At 45.1% G+C, this 2,500-nt stretch carries 2 tRNA genes and 2 rRNA genes (1 of these 4 cut by a window edge); all 4 read right to left on the bottom strand.

Annotation, left to right across the window (positions count from 1 at the left end):
• A 23S ribosomal RNA gene (locus tag PHEL85_RS00020) occupies positions 1-367 on the bottom strand; it reaches 2,517 nt to the left of the window's first position.
• Between the two features lie 168 nt (positions 368-535).
• Positions 536-609 (bottom strand) — tRNA-Ala (locus tag PHEL85_RS00015).
• An 85-nt stretch (positions 610-694) separates the two neighbouring features.
• Positions 695-768 (bottom strand) — tRNA-Ile (locus tag PHEL85_RS00010).
• Positions 769-847: 79 nt separating this feature from the next.
• Positions 848-2,367 (bottom strand): 16S ribosomal RNA (locus PHEL85_RS00005).
• Together the 16S and 23S rRNA genes with 2 tRNA genes alongside form the textbook arrangement of a ribosomal RNA operon.
• Positions 2,368-2,500 lie beyond the last annotated feature (133 nt).

Below are 2,500 nucleotides of genomic sequence, written 5' to 3'. Positions count from 1 at the left end.
ACTTTTACGGGACTATCACCCTCTATGGTCTGTCTTTCCAAACAGTTCTAATTCACTTAGCATCGAATATTGTGGTCCTACAACCCCAAAATTGCCGTAACAACTTTGGTTTGGGCTAATCCGCGTTCGCTCGCCACTACTAACGGAATCACTATTGTTTTCTCTTCCTCCGGTTACTTAGATGTTTCAGTTCACCGGGTTTACCCCTATTACTAGGTGACATGTCTTCAACATGCCGGGTTGCCCCATTCGGATATTTACGGATCATAAGGTATGTGCCCCTCACCGTAACTTTTCGCAGCTTATCACGTCCTTCGTCGTCTCTGAGAGCCTAGGCATCCGCCATACGCCCTTACTTAACTTATTGTACTTTTTGCTATAGTATTGCTACTACAACGAGCTCTTTTATATTTTTATAAAAAAAATTGTTTAAAATATCTCTATTTTAAACGTTCTCTATCTATTTGATTCTTACGATATCATTTTACCAATATGTCAATGAACTTGTGGTCTATTTACTTGAAATTGACCGTTGTGGAGAATATCGGAGTCGAACCGATGACCTCTTGCGTGCAAGGCAAGCGCTCTAGCCAGCTGAGCTAATCCCCCTTTTACTAGTAGTTAGTAATTAGTGAATTGTAATTAGTATCCTAATTACTTCAACTTCTAGAATTTCCTTTAATATCAAAATTTGTAGTCCCGGGCAGACTCGAACTGCCGACCTCTACATTATCAGTGTAGCGCTCTAACCAGCTGAGCTACGAGACTATAATAGCTTGATATTATTTATTTTAAAATTAACAGCAAAGAGTAAAACTTCCCTTTGTAACTCACCATCTTTCTCTAGAAAGGAGGTGTTCCAGCCGCACCTTCCGGTACGGCTACCTTGTTACGACTTAGCCCTAGTTACCAGTTTTACCCTAGGCGGCTCCTTGCGGTGACCGACTTCAGGCACTCCCAGCTTCCATGGCTTGACGGGCGGTGTGTACAAGGCCCGGGAACGTATTCACCGGATCATGGCTGATATCCGATTACTAGCGATTCCAGCTTCACGGAGTCGAGTTGCAGACTCCGATCCGAACTGTGATATGGTTTATAGATTCGCTCTCTGTTGCCAGATGGCTGCTCATTGTCCATACCATTGTAGCACGTGTGTGGCCCAGGACGTAAGGGCCGTGATGATTTGACGTCATCCCCACCTTCCTCTCTACTTGCGTAGGCAGTCTCGTTAGAGTCCCCATCATAACATGCTGGCAACTAACGACAGGGGTTGCGCTCGTTATAGGACTTAACCTGACACCTCACGGCACGAGCTGACGACAACCATGCAGCACCTTGTAATATGTCCGAAGAAAAAACTATCTCTAGTCCTGTCATACTACATTTAAGCCCTGGTAAGGTTCCTCGCGTATCATCGAATTAAACCACATGCTCCACCGCTTGTGCGGGCCCCCGTCAATTCCTTTGAGTTTCAGTCTTGCGACCGTACTCCCCAGGTGGGATACTTATCACTTTCGCTTAGTCACTGAGCTAATGCCCAACAACTAGTATCCATCGTTTACGGCGTGGACTACCAGGGTATCTAATCCTGTTCGCTCCCCACGCTTTCGTCCCTCAGCGTCAGTACATACGTAGTAGACTGCCTTCGCAATCGGTATTCTGTGTAATATCTATGCATTTCACCGCTACACTACACATTCTATCTACTTCCATATGACTCAAGTCAACCAGTATCAAAGGCAGTTCCATAGTTGAGCTATGGTATTTCACCTCTGACTTAATTGACCGCCTGCGGACCCTTTAAACCCAATGATTCCGGATAACGCTCGGACCCTCCGTATTACCGCGGCTGCTGGCACGGAGTTAGCCGGTCCTTATTCTTACAGTACCGTCAAGCTGGTATACATACCAGTGTTTCTTCCTGTATAAAAGCAGTTTACAACCCATAGGGCCGTCTTCCTGCACGCGGCATGGCTGGGTCAGAGTTGCCTCCATTGCCCAATATTCCTCACTGCTGCCTCCCGTAGGAGTCTGGTCCGTGTCTCAGTACCAGTGTGGGGGATCTCCCTCTCAGGACCCCTACCTATCGAAGTCTTGGTAAGCCGTTACCTTACCAACTAACTAATAGGACGCATAGCCATCTTTTACCGATAAATCTTTAATTAAGTCTCGATGCCGAGTCTCAATACCATGAGGCATTAATCTTCATTTCTAAAGGCTATTCCTCTGTAAAAGGTAGGTTCTATACGCGTTACGCACCCGTGCGCCGGTCGTCATCTGGTGCAAGCACCAATGTTACCCCTCGACTTGCATGTGTTAAGCCTGCCGCTAGCGTTCATCCTGAGCCAGGATCAAACTCTTCATTGTATATTTTAAATATGTTGAATGAATAAGTTTCAAAAGAATTTACATTAATAATTTAATGTGGTTATTCTACTCTTTGTTTACGCTGTCAATTTCAATATTTTCAATGAACTTTTAGGTATCGCACTCTGCTATT

Source organism: Polaribacter sp. Hel1_85, from assembly GCF_000766795.1.
GTDB lineage: Bacteria > Bacteroidota > Bacteroidia > Flavobacteriales > Flavobacteriaceae > Polaribacter.
Note: the sequence above shows the minus strand (reverse complement) of the source record. Positions and strands in the feature narration are given on the sequence as shown.